The 22,328-nt window shown below is 64.2% G+C and carries 23 protein-coding genes and 1 pseudogene; 12 read left to right on the plus strand and 12 right to left on the minus strand.

Features of this window, described 5'->3' with window-relative positions:
* Positions 1-26 precede the first annotated feature (26 nt).
* Positions 27-1,301, plus strand: a complete 1,275-nt coding sequence (locus NCR39_RS10730; RefSeq protein WP_250452176.1) for an EAL domain-containing protein — start codon at positions 27-29, stop codon at positions 1,299-1,301.
* Between the two features lie 40 nt (positions 1,302-1,341).
* On the opposite strand, the gene NCR39_RS10735 is transcribed toward NCR39_RS10730, so the two are convergent.
* From NCR39_RS10735 to xseA, 3 genes are all read right to left on the minus strand, one after another.
* Positions 1,342-1,494, minus strand: coding sequence for a hypothetical protein (locus NCR39_RS10735; RefSeq protein ID WP_167550969.1), 153 nt, complete (start codon positions 1,492-1,494; stop codon positions 1,342-1,344).
* Positions 1,495-1,643: 149 nt separating this feature from the next.
* The gene (locus NCR39_RS10740; protein ID WP_250452177.1) at positions 1,644-2,225 is read right to left on the minus strand and encodes a superoxide dismutase; all 582 of its coding nucleotides are present in this window, start codon (positions 2,223-2,225) and stop codon (positions 1,644-1,646) included.
* Positions 2,226-2,431: 206 nt separating this feature from the next.
* Complete coding sequence (gene xseA, locus NCR39_RS10745) at positions 2,432-3,799, minus strand: exodeoxyribonuclease VII large subunit (RefSeq protein ID WP_250452178.1); 1,368 nt, start codon at positions 3,797-3,799, stop codon at positions 2,432-2,434.
* Positions 3,800-4,272: 473 nt separating this feature from the next.
* On the opposite strand from xseA, the gene lpxK reads away from it, so the two are divergent.
* The 5 genes from lpxK to NCR39_RS10770 all read left to right on the plus strand — a co-directional run bounded on the left by lpxK (position 4,273) and on the right by NCR39_RS10770 (position 8,137).
* The gene (lpxK, locus tag NCR39_RS10750) at positions 4,273-5,289 is read left to right on the plus strand and encodes a tetraacyldisaccharide 4'-kinase (protein ID WP_250452179.1); all 1,017 of its coding nucleotides are present in this window, start codon (positions 4,273-4,275) and stop codon (positions 5,287-5,289) included.
* Complete coding sequence (locus NCR39_RS10755; RefSeq protein WP_087128509.1) at positions 5,270-5,476, plus strand: Trm112 family protein; 207 nt, start codon at positions 5,270-5,272, stop codon at positions 5,474-5,476. Before lpxK ends, NCR39_RS10755 begins: the two co-directional genes overlap by 20 nt.
* Positions 5,477-5,495: 19 nt before the next feature.
* Positions 5,496-6,287 carry a 3-deoxy-manno-octulosonate cytidylyltransferase gene (gene kdsB / locus NCR39_RS10760; protein WP_250452180.1) on the plus strand — a complete coding sequence of 264 codons (792 nt, stop codon included), beginning with the start codon at positions 5,496-5,498 and terminating at the stop codon, positions 6,285-6,287.
* Positions 6,288-6,574: 287 nt separating this feature from the next.
* Positions 6,575-7,237, plus strand: a complete 663-nt coding sequence (gene adk / locus NCR39_RS10765) for an adenylate kinase (protein WP_250452181.1) — start codon at positions 6,575-6,577, stop codon at positions 7,235-7,237.
* Positions 7,238-7,378: 141 nt separating this feature from the next.
* Positions 7,379-8,137, plus strand: coding sequence for a 3-hydroxyacyl-CoA dehydrogenase (locus NCR39_RS10770; protein WP_250452182.1), 759 nt, complete (start codon positions 7,379-7,381; stop codon positions 8,135-8,137).
* A 20-nt stretch (positions 8,138-8,157) separates the two neighbouring features.
* Here NCR39_RS10770 and NCR39_RS10775 read toward each other — a convergent pair whose 3' ends face one another.
* Positions 8,158-9,003 carry a SirB1 family protein gene (locus NCR39_RS10775; protein ID WP_250452183.1) on the minus strand — a complete coding sequence of 282 codons (846 nt, stop codon included), beginning with the start codon at positions 9,001-9,003 and terminating at the stop codon, positions 8,158-8,160.
* Positions 9,003-10,553: a murein biosynthesis integral membrane protein MurJ gene (gene murJ / locus NCR39_RS10780; RefSeq protein ID WP_250452184.1), complete on the minus strand. Its 1,551-nt coding sequence runs from the start codon at positions 10,551-10,553 to the stop codon at positions 9,003-9,005. The genes NCR39_RS10775 and murJ overlap by 1 nt, the downstream gene beginning before the upstream one ends.
* A 404-nt stretch (positions 10,554-10,957) precedes the next feature.
* Here murJ and rpsT point away from each other — a divergent pair, with 404 nt between their 5' ends.
* Positions 10,958-11,236 carry a 30S ribosomal protein S20 gene (gene rpsT, locus NCR39_RS10785; protein ID WP_040051112.1) on the plus strand — a complete coding sequence of 93 codons (279 nt, stop codon included), beginning with the start codon at positions 10,958-10,960 and terminating at the stop codon, positions 11,234-11,236.
* 207 nt (positions 11,237-11,443) lie between these two features.
* Here rpsT and NCR39_RS10790 read toward each other — a convergent pair.
* Positions 11,444-11,761, minus strand: a pseudogene (locus NCR39_RS10790) (DUF3579 domain-containing protein); the annotation flags it as partial.
* Positions 11,762-12,278: 517 nt separating this feature from the next.
* On the opposite strand from NCR39_RS10790, the gene argF reads away from it, so the two are divergent.
* Positions 12,279-13,208, plus strand: coding sequence for an ornithine carbamoyltransferase (argF, locus tag NCR39_RS10795; RefSeq protein ID WP_250452185.1), 930 nt, complete (start codon positions 12,279-12,281; stop codon positions 13,206-13,208).
* Positions 13,209-13,230: 22 nt separating this feature from the next.
* On the opposite strand, the gene murB is transcribed toward argF, so the two are convergent.
* Entirely contained in the window at positions 13,231-14,250 is a 1,020-nt protein-coding gene (gene murB / locus NCR39_RS10800; protein ID WP_250452186.1) for a UDP-N-acetylmuramate dehydrogenase, read from the minus strand.
* A 140-nt stretch (positions 14,251-14,390) separates the two neighbouring features.
* Here murB and NCR39_RS10805 point away from each other — a divergent pair, with 140 nt between their 5' ends.
* On the plus strand, positions 14,391-14,876 hold the full coding sequence (locus NCR39_RS10805; protein ID WP_250452187.1) for a YajQ family cyclic di-GMP-binding protein: 486 nt from the start codon (positions 14,391-14,393) through the stop codon (positions 14,874-14,876).
* 57 nt (positions 14,877-14,933) lie between these two features.
* Here NCR39_RS10805 and plsY read toward each other — a convergent pair whose 3' ends face one another.
* Positions 14,934-15,566: a glycerol-3-phosphate 1-O-acyltransferase PlsY gene (gene plsY / locus NCR39_RS10810; protein WP_250452188.1), complete on the minus strand. Its 633-nt coding sequence runs from the start codon at positions 15,564-15,566 to the stop codon at positions 14,934-14,936.
* A gap of 36 nt (positions 15,567-15,602) precedes the next feature.
* Complete coding sequence (gene ybaK / locus NCR39_RS10815) at positions 15,603-16,094, minus strand: Cys-tRNA(Pro) deacylase (protein ID WP_250452189.1); 492 nt, start codon at positions 16,092-16,094, stop codon at positions 15,603-15,605.
* A 376-nt stretch (positions 16,095-16,470) separates the two neighbouring features.
* On the opposite strand from ybaK, the gene NCR39_RS10820 reads away from it, so the two are divergent.
* The 3 genes from NCR39_RS10820 to NCR39_RS10830 all read left to right on the plus strand — a co-directional run bounded on the left by NCR39_RS10820 (position 16,471) and on the right by NCR39_RS10830 (position 19,665).
* A complete protein-coding gene (locus tag NCR39_RS10820; RefSeq protein WP_250452190.1) occupies positions 16,471-17,733 on the plus strand; it encodes a hypothetical protein in 1,263 nt (420 codons plus the stop codon).
* A gap of 135 nt (positions 17,734-17,868) precedes the next feature.
* On the plus strand, positions 17,869-19,290 hold the full coding sequence (locus NCR39_RS10825) for a UbiA family prenyltransferase (RefSeq protein ID WP_250452191.1): 1,422 nt from the start codon (positions 17,869-17,871) through the stop codon (positions 19,288-19,290).
* Between the two features lie 12 nt (positions 19,291-19,302).
* Positions 19,303-19,665, plus strand: a complete 363-nt coding sequence (locus NCR39_RS10830) for an SMR family transporter (RefSeq protein ID WP_250452192.1) — start codon at positions 19,303-19,305, stop codon at positions 19,663-19,665.
* A gap of 18 nt (positions 19,666-19,683) precedes the next feature.
* Here NCR39_RS10830 and xerD read toward each other — a convergent pair whose 3' ends face one another.
* The 3 genes from xerD to queG are packed head-to-tail and all read right to left on the minus strand — an operon-like array spanning position 19,684 to position 22,326.
* Entirely contained in the window at positions 19,684-20,613 is a 930-nt protein-coding gene (xerD, locus tag NCR39_RS10835; protein WP_250452193.1) for a site-specific tyrosine recombinase XerD, read from the minus strand.
* A complete protein-coding gene (locus tag NCR39_RS10840) occupies positions 20,610-21,092 on the minus strand; it encodes a methylated-DNA--[protein]-cysteine S-methyltransferase (protein WP_250452194.1) in 483 nt (160 codons plus the stop codon). Before NCR39_RS10840 ends, xerD begins: the two co-directional genes overlap by 4 nt.
* Positions 21,085-22,326, minus strand: coding sequence for a tRNA epoxyqueuosine(34) reductase QueG (queG, locus tag NCR39_RS10845; protein WP_250452195.1), 1,242 nt, complete (start codon positions 22,324-22,326; stop codon positions 21,085-21,087). Before queG ends, NCR39_RS10840 begins: the two co-directional genes overlap by 8 nt.
* Between the last annotated feature and the right edge of the window lie 2 nt (positions 22,327-22,328).

The raw sequence follows: 22,328 nt of genomic DNA on the forward strand, positions 1-22,328 counted from the left end.
TAAGCCGATTCCCGCGCGCCCAGACCATGAGCATGGTTGACATCGATCCTCCCCGCTTCCAGCCGCCGCGACCGGTCGCCGGCGACGACGGCTCGCGTCGCACCGTGCTGTACGGCGAGTACACCGTTTTCAGCGTGTTCCAGCCGGTGTTTTCGGTGTCGCACCGGCGCGCGATCGGCTATCACGCGTCGCTGCGTGCGCGGGACGATACGCATCGGCATGTGCCGTCGCATGAAGTCTTCACACAGGCCGCGCGCCGCGGCGACCTGCTCGAACTCGGGCGGCTCGCGGAATCGCTTCATCTCGGCAACTTCAACGCTTTCGACAGCCACGACGAATGGCTCTTCCTGAGCCTTCACCCCGCCGCGCTGATGGACACGAGTTACGGCGACGCCCTCCTCGCCGCGCTCAAGGACATCGGCTTGCCGCCGCAGCGCGTGGTGCTCGAAGTGCCCGAGCAGGCGGGCGGCGAGACGACGCGCTTCACGGAAATCGTCGATTCGCTGCGCAAGTCGGGCTTTCTGATCGCGCTCGACGGCTTCGGCGTGAAGCATTCGAACATCGATCGCGTGTGGCATCTGCGGCCGGACATCGTGACGCTCGACCGCTGCATCCTTCAGCAGGCGACCGAGCATTCGCATATCGAACGCGTGCTGCCGCGGCTCGTGTCGCTGCTGCACGAATCCGGGCAGCTCGTGCTGATGGGCGGCCTGACGACCGAGCGCGACGCGCTCATCGCGCTGGAATGCAACGTCGATTTCGTGCAGGGCGCCTATTTCGCGCAGCCGAGCGTCGATGCCGTGCACAGCGAAGTCGCCGCCGGCACGATGGATGCGCTGTCCGCTGCATCGCGCGAACGCGTCGCGGCCCGCGAGCGCGCGCAGGCGACGCGTCTCGAGCCGTACGTGAGCGGACTGGAACGCGCGGCCGTCAAGCTGATGGAAGGCGAAACGTTGATGACCGCGACGAGCGAGCTGCTGCAACTCGCCGATACCGCGCGCTGCTTCCTGCTCGATCACGCCGGCCGGCAGATCGGCGATAACGTCGTGCCGGTCGTGCGCACGTCGCAGCGCGCGAAGCGCTTTAGCCCGCTGCTGCATTCGGAAGGCGCGAGCTGGGAACGCCGGCCGTATTTCATCGAGGCGCTGCGTGCGCCGGGGCGCGTGCATCTGACCGCGCCGTATTTGTCGATCAACGAGGCGCACTTGTGCGTGACGGCGTCGATCGCGGCGCAAACGCCTTATGGCTTGCAGGTGCTATGCGTCGATATCAACTGGGAAGCGGCGCCGCGACGCCGGTGATCGGCGCGGCATCGGCAGAAATAAAGTTATCCGAAGTAATTTACGACTCTTCGTTCGATTCCGGCCGCAACAGGTCGAAGCCCGCCAGCGCGAGCACGCCCGAGAGAACGATGAACGCGGTCGAATGCCGCCCGAAATAAAGCAGCGCGGCGGCCGACCACGCCGTGAGGCATAAAGCTGCGAAGCGTTTCATGATGCGAATGCGTGCGATGCGTGCGACGAGACCGCCATTTTAACTGTCGGCGTGAATCGCATCGCGAGTCGAACGGACGCAAAAAAGCCCTCGCGCGGAGGGCTTTTTCGTTTCAGCCGGTATCGGAGATAAACCGGCTCGAACAGAACTTACGCGCCGAAATTCTTCGCGGCGAAGTCCCAGTTCGCGATGTTCCAGAACGCTTCGATGAACTTCGGACGCGCATTGCGATAATCGATGTAGTACGCGTGTTCCCACACGTCCAGCGTCAGCAGCGGCTTGCTGTCGGTGGTGAGCGGCGTGGCGGCGTTGCTCGTCGACACGATGTCGAGCGTGCCGTCGGTCTTCTTCACGAGCCAGGTCCAGCCCGAGCCGAACGTGCCCACGGCGACCTTCGCGAACTCTTCCTTGAACTTGTCGAACGAACCGTACTTGGCGTTGATGGCGTCGGCCAGCGCGCCGCTCGGAGCGCCGCCGCCGTTCGGCGACAGGCTGTTCCAGAAGAACGTGTGGTTCCACGTCTGGGCCGAGTTGTTGAACACGCCGCCCGACGACTTCTTCACGATCTCTTCGAGCGACATGTTCTCGAATTCGGTGCCCTGGATCAGCTCGTTGAGCTTCGTCACATAGGTCTGGTGGTGCTTGCCATAGTGATACTCGAGCGTTTCTTCCGACATGTGCGGAGCGAGCGCGTTCTTGGCGAACGGCAGCGGCGGGAGCTTATGTTCCATGATTGCGAGCTTCCTTTCTATGTGAATTGTGGGACTGTGAGGAGTGAAGCAGTGGAGCAATGGATTGTAGGCGAGTTGGGATAACCCCGCAAACCGCGCGCCTTTATGAGCAAGATCGCTTTCATACCGCTAAAAGCGGCGTAAAAAGTGCTCGCGATGATGCATCGAACGGGATCGCGGCACGTCAAAAATGCGCCGCGTCCGCTTCAGAATTCGTCCGACAGACGCGACTGGACATCGGCGAGCAGCACGTCCGCCGATCCTTCCGCGAGATGCACGGTGAGCGCGCGTTTCGGCTTCAGCGCAGTCGGCGCACGCAACGCGCGGCCCGTTTGCGCGTCGATCAACGCAGCGTAGCCGCGTTCGAGCGTGCGCTGCGGACTCAGCACCTGCAAGCGCGCCGACAACTCCGACAAGCACGCCTTCTCGCGCTCCCGCCGACGCTCGCTCGCCTGCCTGATGCGCCCCGCGAGCCGCTGCACATGCTCGCTTTGCGCGGCGATATCCGGACGCTTGCGTTCCCATCGATACCGCACCAGCGCGAAATGCGCGCGCGCGTCGCGCACGGGGCGCGCGCCCGCCGCCGCGAGCCGGCTCGCCAGTTGCCGCAGATGCACGCGCTGCCGCGCAAGCCGTTCGGCGGGACTCACGAGCCGCCGCGCGAGCCAGTCGAGTTGCTGCGCGCGACGCTCCATCGACCGGCCGAAGCCGCGCGCGAGCGCCGCGTGCCGATGATCCAGCTCGCGCAACAGCAATACGCGCTGCGGGCTGACGAGTTCCGCCGCGCCGGTCGGCGTGGGCGCGCGGACATCGGCGGCAAAATCGGCGATGGTGAAGTCCGTTTCGTGACCCACGCCGCTCACCACCGGCAGCCTGCTCGCCGCAATCGCGCGCGCCAGCACTTCCTCGTTGAACGCCCACAAGTCTTCGATCGACCCGCCGCCACGGCACACGATCAGCACATCGACTTCGCGCCGCGCGTTGGCGGCTTCGACCATCGCCGCGAGCTTCGCGCCGACGCCCGCGCCCTGCACCGGCGCCGGATACACGATGACCGGCACGTGCGGCGCACGGCGCGCGAGCGTGGTGAGCACATCGCGCAACGCGGCCGCCTGCAGCGACGTGACGATGCCGATGCCGCGCGGATGCGTCGGCAACTTGCGCTTGCGCTCGGCGGCGAAGAGTCCTTCGCTTTCGAGTTGCGCCTTGAGCCGCAGGAACGCCTCATACAGCCGTCCCTGGCCGGTGCGCCGCACCGCTTCGACGCTCAGTTGCAGTTCGCCGCGCGGCTCGTACATCGTGACGAGCGCGCGGACTTCGATCTTGTCGCCTTCGCGCGGCGTGAATTCGGCGTACTGGGCGCGGCTGCGGAACATCACGCAGCGCATCTGCGCGTTGGCGTCCTTGATCGAAAAGTACCAGTGGCCGCTCGCGGCGCGCGTGAAATTCGATACTTCCCCCGACACCCACACGAGCGGAAACGACCGTTCGAGCATCGTGCCGATCGCGCGATTGAGGACGGAAACGGGAATGACGGCGTCGCCGCCTGGCGTCGGCAAGGAGTCGGGAGTCATGGCCTGAAGTCGATGTAAGCGGACCGCGCCGATGCCGGCCGGTCTGGACAGATGCGTGCCAGTGTAACAAGTGTCCACAAAGAAAGACTTACCGAAGCGCGTCCGCGATGACCTTGAAAGGCTTGTGAGTTCGTGGCAAGCCTTTGATTCGATGAGAAAAATCTTAATAGACGGGCGCTTTTCCCGAAGCAACTCTTTCCCATCGCGGATTCCGCCGTTTTGGGCGGCGAGTTCTTCACAGAGTTATCCACAGGACGCGCGCCTCGAGCCGCGACTGGCGCGCGGCCCGCTCGCGCGATAGAGTGCCGGGTTCGTGCATCGGCGCGACGCCGTCCGGGCTTTAAGCAAAGCCTTGGACCTCGAGCGCGCCGCGCCGGTCGAACCGTTCAACGAGAGACCGAAACCGAAGGAGTTGCCGTTGCGCGCCCTGCCGTATCCGACCTCTTTGCCGCGCCCCGACGCAAAGGCGGTCCATGTCTGACTTCAAGCCGCCGATCGAAAATTTCCTCGCCCGCCAATGGCGCCGGCGCGGTCCCGTCGCGTGGGCGCTGACGCCCTTCGCGTGCATTTTCGGCGCGATCGCCGCGACGCGCCGCGCATGCTACGAACTCGGCTGGATGAAGCGCGTCGATGTCGGCGTGCCGGTGGTCGTCGTCGGCAACGTGACCGTCGGCGGGACCGGCAAGACGCCGACCGTGATCGCGCTCGTCGAAGCGCTGCGGGCGGCGGGCTTTCAGCCGGGCGTCGTCTCGCGCGGATACGGCGCGAAGATCGCGCAGCCGACGAGCGTCACGCCGGCGAGCGCCGCCGCGCAGGTCGGCGACGAGCCGCTCTTGATCGCGCGCCGCACGCACGCGCCGGTGTTCGTGTGCCCGGACCGCGTCGCGGCCGCGCGCGCGCTGTTGCAGGCGCATCCGAACGTGGACGTGATCGTGAGCGACGACGGCCTGCAGCACTATCGCCTCACTCGCGCATTCGAACTCGTCGTATTCGACGACCGCCTGGGCGGCAACGGCTTCCTGCTGCCCGCCGGACCGCTGCGCGAGCCGATGTCGCGTCATCGCGACGCCACGCTCATCAACAGTCCGTACGACCGCACGCTGCCGCCGTGGCCGAACACGTTCGCGCTGGAACTCGAATCCGGCGACGCGTGGCTACTCGACGATCCCTCCGTGCGCCGTCCGCTCGCCGCGTTCGCGGGCGAGAAAGTGGTCGCGGCGGCGGGCATCGGATCGCCCGAGCGATTCTTCGCGACGCTGCGCGCGGCGGGCATCGCGCCCGCGACGCGCGCCTTCCCGGACCACTACGCGTATCGCGAGAATCCGTTCGCCGCCGTGGAGGCGGACGCCATCCTGATCACCGAGAAGGATGCAGTAAAATTCGGGGCCTGGCGCGATGCGCGCATCTGGGTCGTTCCCGTGCAGGCCGTGCTCAGGCCTCGCCTCATCGCTCTCGTTGTGGAGAAACTCCGTGGACGCACGTCTGCTTGAAATCCTCGTCTGCCCGATCTGCAAGGGTCCGCTCAACTACGACCGCGGCGCGCAGGAACTCGTCTGCAACGCGGACAAGCTCGCCTATCCGATCCGCGACGGCATTCCCGTGATGCTCGTCGACGAAGCGCGCCAGACGGTCGAAGGCACGCCCGTCGAGCCGCTCAAGCCCGTCGGCGACGCGTAAGCGCCGCGGAACCGTCACCATGTCCGTGCCGTTCATCGCCGTCATTCCCGCGCGCCTCGCGTCCACGCGCCTGCCGAACAAGCCGCTCGCGGATCTCGGCGGCAAGCCGATGGTCGTGCGCGTCGCCGAGCGCGCGCGCGAATCCGGCGCGAGCCAGGTGCTCGTCGCGACCGATTCCGACCGCGTCGTCGAGGCGGCGCGCGATCACGGCATCGAAGTGATGCTCACGCGCGCCGATCATCCGACCGGCACCGACCGCCTAGCCGAAGTCGCGACGCGCCTCAACTGGGACGACGACGCGATCGTCGTCAACGTGCAGGGCGACGAACCGCTCGTCGATCCGCAACTCGTGCGCGATGTCGCCGCGCATCTCGCGGCGCACGGCGAATGCGCGATCGCCACGGCCGCGCATCCCATCCACGATCCCGCCGACGTGTTCAATCCGAACGTCGTGAAAGTCGTGCTCGACGCGAAGAGCGTCGCGCTCTATTTCTCGCGCGCGCCGATTCCCTGGACCCGCGACGCGTGGCAACCGCACTGGCCCGACGTCGCCGCGCTCTCCGCGCTATCGGCCGTTCCCGAAAACGTCCTGCGACATATTGGCCTATACGCGTATCGCGCGAAGTTCCTGCGCGGCTTCCCGAATCTCGCCCAGGCGCCCATCGAAGCGGCCGAAGCGCTCGAACAATTGCGCGCGATGTGGCACGGCGAGCGCATCGCGGTGCGCGTGACGCACGACGCGCCGCCGCCCGGCGTCGATACTCCCGCCGATCTCGCCCGCGTCCAGGCGCTCTTCGCCCACGCCGGCTGAAAGCATCCCGCAACCGGTGTATACCCCCGCCAAACGCCCGTGCGGCGGGCATCATCGCGATTTCCATAGTCGCTATTAGGGCCGCGATCGTAATGAGCCGTGGCATAATCAGGCGATTGCGCGAGCCTCCCGGTCAGCGCCACGCTCAACGTTGCGCCGCTGTCCGCGGGTGCCGCGCCGGCTTTCGAATCGGCCGCGCCGTCCTGTCGTCGACGCCGCACGAGCGTCGGCATCCAATGTGACGGGCCTCGTGCCGAGCGGTTTCTAGACGATTCGGAGATATCACCATGCGTTTGATCCTGTTGGGCGCGCCCGGCGCGGGCAAGGGCACCCAGGCAAACTTCATCAAGGAGAAATTCGGCATCCCGCAGATTTCGACCGGCGACATGCTGCGCGCGGCCGTCAAGGCGGGCTCGCCGCTCGGCGTCGAGGCGAAGCGCTTCATGGATGCAGGCGAACTCGTGCCGGATCTGCTCATCATCAATCTGGTGAAAGAGCGCCTGCTCGAAAGCGACTGCACGAACGGCTATCTGTTCGACGGTTTCCCGCGCACCATTCCGCAAGCGGAAGCCATGAAGAACGCCGGCGTCGTGATCGACTACGTGCTGGAAATCGACGTTCCGTTCGACGAGATCATCACGCGCATGAGCGGGCGTCGCGTGCATGCGGCGTCGGGCCGGACGTATCACGTCACGTTCAATCCGCCGAAGAACGAAATGCTCGACGACGTTACCGGCGAACCGCTGATCCAGCGCGAGGACGACAAGGAAGAAACGGTTCGCAAGCGTCTCGACGTGTACGAAGCGCAGACCAAGCCGCTGATCGCCTACTACAACGACTGGGCGAAGAGCGGTCCGTCGGACGGGCTGAAGGCGCCGGAATATCGCCGCATTTCCGGGCTCGGCACCGTCGACGAAATCCGCACGCGCGTCTTCGAGGCGTTGAAGTAAGGCAATCGCGCAAGGTATCGAAACCCGCTCCAAAAGAGCGGGTTTTTTTACGGCCGTTTTTGGCCGTTTAGCGGGCAATCGCCTGACTACAATCAGCGAGACTCGCGAGAAGGCATCTATCTACCCACAAGGAGACGAGACATGGAGATGAAGGACAACGTCGTGCTGATCACCGGCGGCGCATCGGGTTTGGGCGCGGCGACCGCGCGGCTCGTCGCGGCGAACGGCGGCAAGGTCGTGATCGCAGACATGAACGAGGAAGCGGGCGCCGCGCTCGCGCGCGAGCTGTCCGGCGAATTCGTGAAATGCGACGTGAGCCAGGAAAGCGACGCGCAACGCGCCGTCGATGCCGCGACGAAGCTCGGCACGCTGCGCGGGCTCGTGAACTGCGCGGGCATCGCGCCGGCATCGAAGACGGTCGGGCGCGACGGCCCTCACCCGCTCGATCTTTTCAGCAAGGTCGTCGCGGTGAATCTGATCGGCACGTTCAACATGATCCGGCTCGCGGCGAACGTGATGTCGAAGAACGAGCCGAACGGCGCGGGCGAGCGCGGCGTGATCGTGAGCACGGCGTCGGTGGCGGCGTACGACGGGCAGATCGGCCAGGCGGCGTACGCGGCGTCGAAGAGCGGCGTCGCCGGCATGACGCTGCCGATCGCGCGTGATTTGTCGAGAAACGGCATTCGCGTGATGACCATCGCGCCCGGTCTCTTCGAAACGCCGATGCTGCTCGGCATGCCGCAGGACGTGCAGGACGCGCTCGGCGCCATGGTTCCGTTCCCGCCGCGCCTCGGCAAGCCGGACGAATACGCGATGCTCGTCAAGCAGATCTTCGACAATCCGATGCTGAACGGCGAAGTGATCCGTCTGGACGGCGCGATCCGGCTTCAGCCGAAGTGATTTGAAATGAAGTGGCGCGCTCAGTCGTCGTTATGCTGCGCGCGCTGCCGAAGCTCGTACAGTTCGGATTCGACGACGGTCGCGTCTTCCGCATCGGGCCGGTCTTCGAGATAGCGTTCGAGGTCTTCGAGCGCCGGCCGCAGATAATCGAGCCGCGCGTACGCGAAACCGCGATCGCGCACTTCCTCGATGCTTCCCGGCAGCACGATCACGAGCCGCTGCTGCACGGCGAGCAGCCGCTGCCAGCGCTCGGTCTGCAAGTAGATGCTCTTCAGATTGCGCAGCATCCGCGCGACGATTTCGCGGCGCGTCGCCGGCTGCAACAGCACGCGCAACGCGCTGCCGATGGATTCGCCCGCGCGCTGCACATACGGCTCCAGCATCTCGACCATTTGCGCTTCGGAAAGCGTCTGGCCGGTCGTCGGATCGAGCATGAGGTCGCTTTCCGGCGTGGTCACGCGCAGCAGGAAATGCCCCGGAAACGACACGCCGCGCACCGGCAGCCCAAGCTGCTCGGCCATTTCCAGATAGATCACGGCAAGCGAAATCGGGATGCCGCGACGGCGGCGCAGCACCGCGTTCAGATGACTGTTGTCGGGATCGTAGTAATCGTTGAGATTGCTCGAAAAACCGAGTTCGCGGAAGAAATAGCGATTGAGCGCATCGACCTTTTGCTTGACGTCGGCGTCGTCGGGCATGCGGCGGCGGGCGCGCACCACGAGCTCGTCCATCTCCGCGAGCACCGCCTGCATGTCGAGGTCAGGATAGGCGTCCTGCGCCAGCGACAAGGCGGCCTCCGTCAGCGGCAGACTTTCGTCGTCCGCCATCAGCGAGGAGAAGTAGTCGAGGATGCGCGTCGTCGTCATCAAAGCGTGCGTCTCTTGAAATAGGCGTACTTGAAGCCCATCGCCGACAGAATACCGAAATATAGCGCCGCGAACAGAACCAGGCTCGCTCCGAGCAGCATGATTCGTGCGAACGGCGTCGCGCGCATGCCGATCCAGTCGANGTTCGCCGATACCCAGTGCATCGCGCCCGCGAGCACGAGGCACGCGCCGGTCAACTGCACGAAAAAGCGCAGCCAGCCGGGCGACGGCCGGTAGATCTGGCGGCGGCGCAGGCCGACGAACAACAGGAACGCGTTGGCGAGCGCGCCGAGACCGATCGACAGCGTGAGTCCCGCGTGCGAGAAGATCGGCACGAAGATGTAATTGCTCACCTGCGTCATGATCAGCACGCCGATCGCGATCTTCACCGGCGTCTTGATGTCCTGCTTCGCGTAGAAGCCGGGCGCGAGAATCTTGATCAGAATCAGCCCGATCAGCCCGATTCCGTACGCCGACAGCGCGCGGCCGACCATCACGACCGAATGGCCGTCGAACTTGCCGTAGTGGAAAAGCGTCGCCGTGAGCGGCTGCGCGAAGAAGAACAGCGCGACGGCGCTCGGCGCGGCGAGCAGGAACGTGATGCGCAAGCCCCAGTCGAGCAGCGCGGAATATTCGACGGCGTCGGCATCGACGTGCGCTTTCGACAGGCTCGGCAGCAGGATGGTGCCGAGCGCCGCGCCGAGCAGTGCCGTGGGGAATTCCATCAACCGGTCGGCATAGTTGATCCACGATACCGCGCCCTGCCCGATATTCGACGCGATATTCGTGTTGATGATGAGGCTCAGCTGTCCCACCGACACCGCGAACGTCGCGGGCACCATCTTCGCGAGCACGCGCTTCACGCCGGGATGCGCGAGCGCGCGGCGGAAGTTGAAGCCCACGTGCGGCATCATGTCGATCTTCTTGAGGCCGGGCAGTTGCACGAGCAATTGCAGCACGCCGCCCGCGATCACCGCGTAAGCGAGCGCGTAGACGGGAATCTTGAGATGCGGCGCGACGAACACCGCCGCGAAGATGAACGCCACGTTGAGCAGCACGGGCGCGAACGCGGGCAGCGAGAACTGCTTGTACGTGTTGAGCACGCCGGAGGCGAGCGTGGTCATCGAAATAAAGACGATGTACGGAAACATGATCCGCGTCATCTCGACGGCGAGCGGATACGCCCCGCCGTCGTGCTTCAGCCCCGACGCGACCGCGAACACGACCCAGCTCGCGCCCGCCATGCCGACGAGCGACAGCACGACGAGGCCCCAGGTGAGCACGGTGGACATGGCGTCGACGAGCGCCTTGGTCGGATCATGGCCCTTGCTGTTCTTGAACTCGGCGAGGATCGGCACGAACGCCTGCGCGAACGCGCCTTCCGCGGACAGGCGCCGCAGCAGGTTCGGAATACGGAACGCGACATAGAACGCGTCGGTGTAGAGACTGGCGCCGAAGGCTCGGGCGATCAGCGTTTCGCGGATCAGGCCGGTCACGCGCGACAGCAGCGTGAAGCCGCTGACCGTCAGGAGGGCTCGGAATAGATTCATGGGGCGCTTATTATACGGGCGGCGTGTGGCCCGGCTCCGTTACGCTGGCGTGTGGATCCGCGAGAATGACGGATTGCACCAAATCCGTCGCGACATGGCGACGCCGCCCCGACGAAACCGCGCGCTTGTCACATCGTGTAGTCGCTTGCTATAATCGCGGGTTTCGAAGCTCCGTTTCGGCGCAGTTACGCCGAACGCACGTACCAAACGTACCAAATGGCATTGCGCAGCCTGCTGCTGCGGGTCTTACAGGTATCGTGGCAGTACCGCTTAAACGTTCCGGGGCAATCGTTCCCCGGATTTCAGATCAAGGCAGCGCGCACCGTTCACCGCTTCCGGCCCCGCCGGGCACCGCGTGAAGGCCGCTCCGACAAGTAACAGCAGAAACAGGACAAGGAACCGTCATGGCAAATACCGCACAAGCTCGCAAGCGCGCCCGTCAGGCCGCCAAAGCCAACTCGCACAACTCGGCGCTGCGCTCGAAGTTCCGCACGGCCATCAAGGCAGTTCGCAAGGCAATCGATGCCGGCGATCAGGCCAAGGCTGCCGAAGTGTTCAAGTCGTCCGTCAAGACGATGGACATCATCGCGGACAAGAAGATCGTCCACAAGAACAAGGCCGCTCGTCACAAGAGCCGCCTGGCTGCAGCCATCAAGGGTCTGCAGGCTCCCGCAGCCCAGTAATTCCGGCTCGCGTCCGGCGCCAGGCCTCGTTCGCGAGGCTTTCGCCGGAACGGCTTCCTGTTTCCGCTGCGCAGTAACAAAAAAGCCCGCTTCTCGCGGGCTTTTTTGCGTCCGGCTCCGGAGCGCGGATCAGTCTTTCGGCTGGGCTTGCGGCTCGGGTTGGGCTTGCGGTTGCGGTTGTGCTTGCGTCTGCGCCTGCGTCTGCGTCTGCGTGCCGTGATGCGGCGGCAACTCGCACGCCTCGGTCACGAGGAGGTCGTTGTCCTTCGCGAAATTCAGCACGAAATCGAACGCCATCGGCTCGATATCGCGCAGGCGGGCATCGAGGATCACGACCTTGATGTCGTCGATCATCGTGGGCCGCACGTAGATGGAATATTGCAGACGCGCATTCGGCCCTTTCGCCCTCGGACCGTACGCCGACATGACACCGCACAGGCGCTCCGACCAGTCGCTCGGCCGAAACTTTCTCCCGCTCTTGGTAATGCCTTGAATGAAGTACTGGGTCGGGGATGATTCAGCCATGTAGCGATACCTTTTGTCGGCCGGTGGCGGCACCGGCGAATGCACACGCTCGACGCGGGATTCACGCCGGCCGGCACGCAACGGCGCCGGGCGATGCTTCGTGAAACGGTCCGGAGAAGACCGCACATGCCCGCGACTTAATGGCGGACTCGGCAGCACGGCGGATTCGCATGCGCAAAAGAACGCCGAGCGGACTCTTGCGAGCTTCGCCGACCTAGCGCGTGAAACGGTGCTGAGCGTTACTGAGTGTTGCAGAGTTGTTGAGACAAGCGGCAGCGATTATACCGCAGCCCCCTCTTTTCCGCAGCGCACACGAGCGGACGGCCGCCAGCGCAAGCGTCTGACAGGGCCGCGCGCCGGGCCTCCCGAACGGGTATCGGCCTTTCGGCCAGCCTCGTCAAAGTTCGCAAAATCCTTTATGCTCGAACGCGATACCCACTCCGACGGCGGCGGCGCCCGGTCTGGCGAGGCTCCTCGCGAGTCGCGCAGCCGGTTCGAAGCCGCCGCTTGCGTTTTCATGACCGCCAAGAAAATTCGCCACTATCTTCAGTTCAAGGATTTTTCGCTCGACGATTACGAGTACGTGCTCGAACGCGCCCGCATCCTGAAGCGCAAGTTCAAGAATTACGAGACGTACCATCCGCTGCACGACCGCACGCTCGCGATGATCTTCGAGAAGAACTCGACGCGCACGCGCCTTTCGTTCGAAGCGGGCATCTTCCAGCTCGGCGGCCACGCGGTGTTCATGAGCACGCGCGACACGCAGCTCGGACGCGGCGAGCCGATCGAGGACGCGGCGCAGGTCATTTCGCGCATGGTGGACATCATCATGATCCGCACGTTCGGGCAGGACATCATCCGGCGCTTTGCCGAGAATTCGCGCGTGCCGGTCATCAACGGGCTGACGAACGAATATCACCCGTGCCAGGTGCTCGCGGACATCTTCACGTACTACGAGCATCGCGGGCCGATTCACGGCAAGACCGTCGCGTGGGTCGGCGACGCGAACAACATGCTCTACACGTGGATCGAAGCCGCGCAGATTCTGGGATTCAAGTTGCGCCTGTCGACGCCGGAAGGCTACAAGCTGGATCGCGCGCTGGTGTCGGCGGATAGCGCGCCGTTCTACGAGGAATTCGACGATCCGAACGATGCCTGCGCGGGCGCGGATCTCGTCACGACGGACGTGTGGACCAGCATGGGCTTCGAGGCGGAAAACGAGGCGCGGCTGAAGGCTTTCGCGGACTATTGCGTCGATGCCGAGATGATGGCGCGCGCGCAACCCGACGCGCTCTTCATGCACTGCCTGCCCGCGCATCGCGGCGAGGAAGTGAGCGCGGAAGTCATCGACGGGCCGCAGAGCGTGGTGTGGGACGAAGCCGAAAACCGGCTCCACGTGCAGAAGGCGCTCATGGAGTATCTGCTGCTCGGCAAGCTGAATCACTGACGCAGCGCAGCGCTCGCGCCGGTCAGAGGCAGACCGGCTCCACTTCCAGCTCCACGCCGAAGCGCGCGCGCACGTCGCGCTGAATGGCTTCGGCAAGTTCGAGCACGTGCGCGCCGGTCGCGTCGCCGCGATTCACGAGCACGAGCGCCTGCCGCTCGTGCACCGCCGCCCCGCCGATGCCGCGCCCTTTCCACCCGCAACGGTCGATCAGCCAGCCTGCCGCGAGCTTGACCTGGCCGTCCGCTTGCCGATACGACACGACGCCAGGCTCCCGCGCTTTGAGCGTTTCGAACGCATCGGCGCTGACGACGGGATTCTTGAAGAAGCTGCCCGCGTTGCCCATCACGGTCCAGTCCGGCAGCTTCGCGCGTCGCACCGCGATGACGGCGTCGAAGATCGCCTGCGCGTCGCACGCGGATGCGCCTTCCAGCGCGCGGGCGACATCGGCGTAATCGGCGCGCGGCATCCACGCTTTCGGCAGCCGGAACACAACCGACGTGATCATGAACCGCCCGCGCCCTGCCCGCTTGAAGAAGCTGTCTCGGTAGCCGAACGCGCACGCGTCGCGGTGGAATTCCGCGCGTGCGCCCGTCGCGATTTCCACCGCGTGCAGCCGCTCGAAGCGCTCGCCCATCTCGAGGCCGTACGCGCCGATGTTCTGAATGGGCGCCGCGCCGACCGTGCCCGGAATGAGCGCGAGATTTTCGAGGCCCGGCATGCCCTGTGCGAGCGTCCACGCGACGAACGCGTGCCAGTTCTCGCCCGCGCCGGCTTCGACGAGCCACGCGTTTTCATCCTCGCCGAGCACGCGTTTGCCCATGATGCCGACGATCAACGCGACGCCGTCGAAATCGCGCGTCAGCACGACATTGCTGCCGCCGCCGAGCACGAGCTTCGGCATGCCGGCGATGCGCGCATCGTCCGCGAGCGCGGCGGCGGCTTCGACGCTATCGATGTGCATCGCGTGACGCGCGCGCACGTCGAAGCCGAACGTGTTGTGCGGCCGCAGGGAATAGTCCGCGAGTAAGGAGGCGTGGGACATGAAAAACCGCGTGAAAAAGCAGGAGAACGGGCGCGGTCTTGGGGAAAACCAAGGCGCGTCGGTAGAATGACGTCAGGTCCGTGATTATAGCGATTGCGCGAGCCGCTCCCGGGCGCTCGCCTCAAGGAAGGGGAAGACACATGCCATCGTTTGACGTCGTCAGCGAAGCAAACATGATCGAAGTGAAAAACGCCATCGAGCAGTCCAACAAGGAAATCTCGACGCGCTTCGACTTCAAGGGTTCCGATTCACGCGTCGAGCAAAAGGAGCGCGAACTGACGCTCTATGCCGACGACGACTTCAAGCTCGGCCAAGTCAAGGACGTGCTGTTGTCGAAGCTCGCCAAGCGCGGCGTCGACGTGCGATTCCTCGACTACGGCAAGCAGGAGAAGATCGGCGGCGACAAGCTGAAGCAGGTCGTCACCGTGAAGAAAGGCGTCTCGGGCGATCTCGCGAAGAAGATCGTCAAGATGGTGAAGGACAGCAAGATCAAGGTGCAGGCGAGCATTCAGGGCGACGCGGTGCGCGTGGCCGGCGCCAAGCGCGACGATCTGCAAAGCACCATCGCGATGCTCAAGAAAGACGTGACGGACACGCCGCTCGACTTCAACAACTTCCGCGACTGAGCGTCTTCGCGCGCTGCAAGGAAAAAGCCGTTTCGCGTGATTGCGGAACGGCTTTTTTTATTCGACGGCGGCCGGCTTTTTCTTGTCGCCGATCCGGCTTTCCTTGCCGGCGAGCAGCTTGGAAATATTGGCGCGATGCCGCCAGACGAGCAGCGCGCTCATTGCCAGCACGGCAAGCGAGATGCGGCTCGGCCCGAACAGGAACACCTGAAAGAACGGCGCGAACACCGCCGCGACGAGCGCCGCGAGCGACGAATAGCGGAAGAAGAACGCGATGATCAGCCACGTCAGCAGCGTGGCGAGCCCGAGCGCCGGATGAACGGCGAGCAGCACGCCCGCCGCCGTCGCCACGCCTTTGCCGCCCTGAAACCGGAAGAAAACCGGGTACAGATGCCCGAGAAACACGGCGATGGCCGACAGCGCGACGACCGTCGCCAGCCCGGTTGCGTCCAGCCCGAAGCGCGCGCCGAAATGCCCGACGAGCCACACGGGCAGCCATCCCTTGAACGCATCGCCGACGAGCGTGAGGATCGCCGCGAGCTTGTTGCCGGTGCGCAGCACGTTGGTCGCGCCGGGATTGCCGGAGCCGTAGGAACGCGGATCCGCCAGGCCCATGGCTGAACTCACGACCACGGCAAACGAAATCGAGCCGATCAGATAGGACACGACGGCGACGATCAGATAAATCATGGGTTCTCTTTTGTCTTGAAAAACGCGGTGAGCATTCTAATCGACGCTCGCGCACTGCACGGGTTTTGCGTGAAGCAGTTCGGTGAGCACCGCCGGATCGAGGCTCACGAGATACCCGCGCCGCCCACCGTTCAGGTAGATGGCGCCGAGTTCGAGGATGCTCGATTCGACATACACCGGCATGGCCTTTTTCGTGCCGAAAGGCGACGTGCCGCCGACCAGATAGCCCGAATGCCGATTCGCCACTTCGGGCTTGCACGGCTCGATGCGCTTCGCCCCCGTCTGCCGCGCGAGATTTTTCGTGGACACGGTGCGGTCGCCGTGCATCAGGACGATGAGCGGCTTCGCGTGCTCGTCTTCCATGACGAGCGTCTTGACGACGCAATGCTCGTCCACGCCAAGCTGCCGCGCGGATTCCTCGGTGCCGCCGTGTTCGACGTAATCGTAAGGATGCTCGCCGAATGTCACCTTGTGACGGCGCAGGAACTGCGTCGCGGGCGTTTCGGATACGTGTTTCGATTTGGACATGGACGCATTGTAGCGGCGCGCCATGCGGCTCACCATTGGCCGTTCGGCCTAGTGTACGAACGGGGCGCGCGCATCGTACGATCGTTCGCCTGGAGGGAATTGCCATGAACGAACGTCCGTACACGCGTCAAAGAGCCACTACGTTTTGCGGTCCTGAATGGTCTAACCGTATGAACGTTCAGTGCTGCACATCGTTTCGAACGAGGCAAAGCTTTCCACAGGCTTTCGTCGCGCATGCATCGAATCGGCGCAAACGTGCGGTAACCCACCTTCGCTCCGAATTAGATCAGCGAACATGCGCGAGGCCGTTCGGGCCGCGCGCCATGCGCCCCTGCTGACGAGAAGCGCCCTGTCGACTCAACGTCTGGAGATTGTCATGGTCAACGAACCAGTCTTGCGCCGCGGTGTTCGCTGGATGCTGCTCGTCGTGATCTACTACGTGGTCGCGGCGGCGTCGTATAACGGCTATTTCACGAAATGGCAGTTTCGCGATGAAACGCCGCGATGGGCGTTGCCCGCCATGCTCGAAGGCACCATCGAGCGTCCGTTCGTTTATAGGCAATTGCTTCCGGCCATTGCAAATAGTGTCGAACACGCGATGCCCGCGAAGCTGAAAGCGCGCGTGAACAGCGTGCTGCTTGACGACAATCGCACGCATCACCCGATCACGTGGTTTTATCCGAGCGCGGTCGATGCGCGCAATCCGCAATACGCGCTGCGCTATTACATGGTGTTCGGCATGTCGTTCGCGTCGCTATTTCTCGCGATGTTCGCGATGCGCGCCGTCTGCATGACATTCCAGGTCAACCGCACCGCAAGCACGCTCGCACCCATGGCGCTCGCCGCGATTTTTCCGTTGATTCTCACCGACGGCGCGTATTTCTATGACTTTCCCGAGCTGTTATTCATGAATCTCGCGGTGTGGCTCGCGGCGAGAGGCCGCGTCCTGTGGCTCATTCCGCTCACGGCCATCGCCACATTCAACAAGGAATCGTTTCTGTTTTTCACGCTAACGCTCTTTCCGTTTCTTTATGTGCGCTATTCGCTCGGGAAAGCGCTGACGTTGCAAGCAGTGATGCTCGCGATTGCCGGCGGGATCAACCTCGTCGTCAAGATGAAATACGCGGGCAATGGTGGCGGAATCGTCGCGTTCAATCTGTATGAGAACCTCAATTTCCTGATTCATCCGCTGAGCTATCTGCGCTTCGAATACAACTACGGCGTGGTCATGGCGAAAGGCTTCAACATCATCACGATTGCAATTGCCGTCATTCTCCTGCGCTCGGGCTGGAGCAAGCTGCCCGTTGCGCTGCGGCGTCATGTGCTGATTGCGCTCGCCATCAACGTGCCGCTTTTCATGGCCTTCGGCTTTCACGACGAATTGCGCAACCTGAGCATGCTGATCGTCGGTGTACTCATGATCTTCTGCGTGAACATTGCGCTCGTGCTCGAGCAGGCGAGCGTGCGCGCAGTCGCGGATACGCCGAGCGGCAGCGCCATCGACGATAGAGCGCCGCCGTCGCGCCTGAGCGATCACGGCGCGATTGCGCGTTCCGCCCGCTATCGCGCGCGCCTCGCCGATTCCCCGCATCGCAGTTGCAGACAGCGAGGCACGGGAATATCGTCGGGCTGGAAGTAATTGCGCTACATCCGCGCGTGCGTAACCGAAGTGCTCTAGCGCACAGAGCGGGGAAATGTCGCCTCGCTATTCTGTACGCAAACGATTCACGAGCCGCACCCCAATCGACAGACGAATGACAACGTCGAGGAAGCTATGTCCGAAGCAAGCGTTCCGCTCTGTGTCGATCTCGATGGCACGCTGACCGCCACCGACCTGCTCGTCGAATCGCTTCTTGTGCTCGTCAAGAAGAATCCGCTCTATGCGCTGCTGTGCATCGTCTGGCTGATGCACGGCAAGGCGTATCTTAAGGCGCAGATCGCGCGGCGCGTGGCCATCGACGTGTCCGTGCTGCCGTACAACGCGCGCTTCGTCGCGTATCTGCACGAGCAGCGTTCGCGCGGACGCGATCTGTATCTTTGCACGGCATCGAATCGACAGTTCGCCGAACAAATCGCGAAGCACTTCGGCATCTTCAAGGGCGTGCTCGCGAGCGACGAGGCGCACAACCTCAAGGGCCGTCACAAGGCGGGCGCGCTGACGAAGGAGTTCGGCGCGCACGGCTTCGATTATTGCGGCAACGCGCTCGCCGATGTCCCCGTGTGGGAGCAGGCGCGACAGGCTATCGTGGTGGGCGACCGGCATATCGCGACGGCTGCGGAACGGGTCAACAAAACCATCGTCTTTTTCGAAGAGAAGCGTTCGCTTGTCCTGCTGACGTTGAAAGAGATGCGCGTCTATCAATGGGTGAAGAACCTGCTGATCTTCGTGCCGCTGCTCGCGTCGCACCGCTTCACCGATCCGGCGATGCTGCTCGCCGAAACCATCGCGTTCTTTTCGTTCTGCTTCTGCGCGTCGGCGGTGTATCTGCTCAACGACATGCTCGATCTCGACTCGGACCGCCGTCACGAGAAGAAGCGCAACCGGCCGTTCGCATCCGGGCAACTGCCGCTCACGTTCGGCATGGCGCTGACGGTGACGCTGCTCGTCGCATCGGCAACGCTCGCGGCGCGGCTCGAACCGAACTTTCAGCTCGTGCTCGGCGGCTATTTCATCGCGACGCTCGCGTATTCGTTCAAGCTCAAGCGCATGATGCTCATCGACGTCTTCACGCTCGCCGCGCTTTATACGTCGCGCATCATCGCGGGCGGCGTGGCGGCGGACATCGTGCTGACCGACTGGCTCATCATGTTCTCGGTGCTCATCTTCCTGAGCCTGGCGATGGTCAAGCGTTACACCGAACTCGACGCGCTCCTTCGCGACGGCAAGGTGTCCGCCGCCGGACGCGGCTACGTCACGCAGGATCTGGGCATTCTTCGTTCGTTCGGCACGGCGTCGGGCTATGCGGCCGTCGTCGTGCTCGCGCTCTATGTGAACTCGGCGGACGTGCGCCTTCTGTATCGGCATCCGCAAGCGCTGTGGGTGCTCTTCGGGCTGCTGCTGTACTGGGTCAGCCGCGTGTGGATGCTCGCGTTTCGCGGCGAAATGAACGACGACCCGATCGTCTATGCCATCAAAAATCGCCTGAGCCTGTTCGTCATCTGCCTATGTGTGGCGACGGTGGTCGTCGCGATCTGACCTTCATTCTCGATGCCCTATATCACGCTTCTTTTGAGCGGCACGTGCAGCGCGCTCGCGAGTATCCTGCTGCGTCTCGCAGGCAGGCTTCCGGCCGGCAGCGGCGCCTTGCTGTTCGGCATGGAGGCGCGTCCGCTGATCTACCGGCTCGGCGCGATCGGCGCGTATGGCGCGGGCTTCGTGCTGTATGCGCTCGCGTTGAAGCGCGTGGAATTGAGCGTCGCGTATCCGCTGATGGTCGCGGTGACGATTCTCGAAATCATGCTGGTCGGCGTCGTGCTCGGCGAAGCGATGTCGCTGCGCACGCTCGCCGGCGCGACGCTCCTGATCGCGAGCGTGCTGCTGCTTTACGCGCCCGCTGCGACTACGGCGTGAGCCGGCCGCATCGCCAATTCATCCGCGCGGATGATGCTCGCGATGCAGCTTTTGCAGCCGCTCGCGCGCGACGTGCGTGTAGATCTGCGTCGTCGAGATGTCGGAGTGGCCGAGCAGCAGTTGCACGACGCGCAGATCCGCGCCGTGATTGAGCAGATGCGTCGCGAACGCGTGACGCAGCGTGTGCGGCGAAAGCGGCGCATGCACGCCGCCGTTCAGCGCATGACGCTTGATGATGTTCCAGAACTGTTGGCGCGTCATGCCTTCGCCGCGCGCGGTGACGAAAAGCGCATCGGCGGCGCGCGGGCCGAGCAGAGCGGGCCGTGATTCGCGTAAGTATCGCGCGATCCATCCGTGCGCCTCTTCGCCGAACGGCACGAGGCGCTCTTTCGAGCCCTTGCCCATCACGCGGACGATGCCTTCGTTCAAGCCCAGCTCGACGGTCTTCAGCGTCACGAGTTCGGTCACGCGCAAGCCGCTCGCGTACATCAGTTCGAGCATCGTGCGGTCGCGCAGGCCGAGCGGCGTCTCGATGTCCGGCGCGCCGAGCAGCGCTTCGACTTGCGCTTCGTTGAGCGTCGACGGAAAACGCGGCGGCTGCTTGGCCGAACGCAGCTTCAAAGTGGGATCGGCTAACGCGCGATGCTCGCGTAGCGCCCACGCGTAATAGCGTCGAAACACCGAGAGCCTTCGATTCGCGGAGGTCGCCTTGTCGCCGCGGCGCGCGGCCATGTAGCCGTTCATGTCGGCTTCGCTGGCGGTGTCGATGGACGCGCCGCGCGTCTTCGCGAGCCATTCGGCGAAGAGCCGCAAGTCGCGCCGGTACGCATCGAGCGAGTTCTTGGCGAGCCCGTGTTCGAGCCACAACGCGTCGCAGAAGAGATCGATCGCGTCGCTGCTCGCGGCGAGTTCGGGCGTCTGCGGTTCTTCAGTGATTGCGCTCGTCATCCGATGGATACACCTTCATGCGCCAGCAGCCAGCGCTTCACGTCACGAAAAAAGCCGTCGCCGGGATGATGCGCGAATCCGCCGATCCCGCCCGACGCCACGACCCGGTGGCACGGTATCACGATCGGCAGCGGATTGGAGCCGCACGCCTGCCCGACCGCGCGCGGCACGCTGCCGATCTCGCGCGCAAGCTGACCGTACGTCCACACCTGCCCCGCCGCGATGCCGCCGATGCCGCGCCATACGCGCTGCTGAAACGCGGTGCCGCCGATGCCGAGCGGCAGATCGAAGCGCATCGAAGGCGCATCGAAATAGCGGCGGATTTGCGCGGCGGCTTCCTGCGCGAGCGGCTTCACCGGATCGACGGTCGCCGTGTCGTGCGGAAGATAGACGATCGCGCGCACGAAGCGGTCGTCGGCGCGGATGCCGACCCGGCCGAACGGCGCGTCGATGACCGCATCGAATGGCAGATCATTCATGCTCGTTTCCTTGCGAAAGCGCCCAGCGCACATGCTCGCGCACGAGTTCCGACGAATCGTCCGCGCGCGCCCGCAGCGACGCAGCGATCGCCTCGCGTTCGCGCGCATCGAGCGAGGCGTCGCGCAACGCGTTGCCCATCGCCACGGCGATATTGCGCAGCCATCGCTCATGCCCGATGCGCCGGATCGCGCTGCCCTGCATGCGCGTGTCGAATTCATCGGCGGTCCACGCGAAGAGTTCGACGAGCGTCGCACGATCCAGCCCGTGACGCACATCGAAATCCGCGACCGGCGCGGCCTGCGCGAACTTGTTCCAAGGACACACGAGCTGGCAGTCGTCGCATCCGTACACGCGATTGCCGATGAGCGGCCGCATCTCTTCCGGAATGCTGCCGTGCAATTCGATGGTCAGATACGAGATGCAGCGCCGCGCGTCCACGCGATACGGCGCGACGATCGCGCCCGTCGGACATGCGCCGATGCAGCGCGTGCACTGGCCGCAATGCGCGCCGTCGTGTTCGGGCGCCGGATCGACGGGCAGCGGAAGATCGACGTAAATCTCGCCGAGAAAGAAGAGCGAACCGGCGTCGCGATCGAGCAGCAGCGTGTGCTTGCCGCGCCAGCCGTTGCCCGCTTTTTGCGCGAGCGCCACTTCGAGGACGGGCGCGGAATCCGTGAACGCGCGATGCCCGAACGGCCCGATTTCCTTCTCGATGCGCTCGGCTAGTTGCTGCAGCCGGTTGCGCATGACCTTGTGATAATCGCGGCCGCGCGCGTAGATGGAGACTTGCGCCTGCGCCGGTTGTGCGAGCCGCTTCCATTCGATCGCGCGCCAGTCGTTCTTCTGACCGTCCGCTGTCGCGACGCTTTCATCGCCCGAATGCGCGAGCGTCGCGGCGGGAAGATAAGTCATGCGCGCCGTGATGACCCGTCGCGTTCCGGCCACAAGCTCGGCCGGCCTCGCGCGTTTCATCCCATGTTTAGCCATATAATCCATTTCGCCGTGATAGCCTGCTTCAAGCCAACTGTTGAGGCCTTCCTCGGCATCCGTCAGGTCGATATCGCTGATACCGACCGCACCGAATCCCAGCTCGCGCCCCCACGCCTTGATGCGCTGCGCGAGTTCCGCCAGCGCGGCCTCGTCGTTTTCCAAATGATGCAAGGCGCGCAACTCGACGGCGGCGTCGCTCGCCGCGGTCGTGACTTCATCGGAGTGTTCCGGCAATCGGTTCATCA

Origin of the sequence: Caballeronia sp. ATUFL_M2_KS44 (genome assembly GCF_023630965.1) — a bacterium.
Classification (GTDB): domain Bacteria; phylum Pseudomonadota; class Gammaproteobacteria; order Burkholderiales; family Burkholderiaceae; genus Caballeronia; species Caballeronia concitans.